General features: G+C 46.7%; 1 protein-coding gene. It reads left to right on the forward strand.

Features of this window, described 5'->3' with window-relative positions; genetic code table 11:
• Positions 1-238: 238 nt before the first annotated feature.
• On the forward strand, positions 239-533 hold a 295-nt coding region (locus J5069_RS24085), incomplete at its 3' end, for a hypothetical protein (protein WP_264646156.1).

Consider the following 533-nt stretch of genomic DNA (forward strand, 5'->3'; position numbering starts at 1 on the left):
GCCTGCTATCAAGCCGATTCTTCTGCTCTCCACAACCCCTACTGATCCTGCATTCCGATACAGACTGCTGCATGCATTAACGGGCGTTTGTTTACTCTCTGTTGCTGAAAGGCGTTCCCTTAAAATTTCATTGCGCTGGTTATGAAATAATCATCGTCACACAGGTTGTCGCTATCTGGGCAACCTGCATAGCTGTAAGTCGTGAAATGATGAGTAATTAACGAAGGGTATAAGCGTAATGATGATAAAAAATGTCGGAGTCCCTCTATCACCGCAAATGAATGGAACAAGTACCACCCACATCGGGGACGGTGACATGAATACCGCTACTGAGCCAAAAAAAGCGGTACCAAAAGGCAAACTGCAACAGCTCTTATCGGGCATCAGCAACTGTTCTTGCACCTTGTCTACTACGGTGAAAAAGGTATTTGTCGGTTTCGGTGATGTATTCAAGGCCATCACGGCGAAATGGGGAAGGGATGTGTGTATGCCGATGCAAAAGGCTTTCGCCGATGAGGCGAATAGGCAGACAA

The sequence above is a fragment of the Candidatus Symbiopectobacterium sp. NZEC127 genome, assembly GCF_025962675.1.
Lineage (GTDB): Bacteria > Pseudomonadota > Gammaproteobacteria > Enterobacterales > Enterobacteriaceae > Symbiopectobacterium.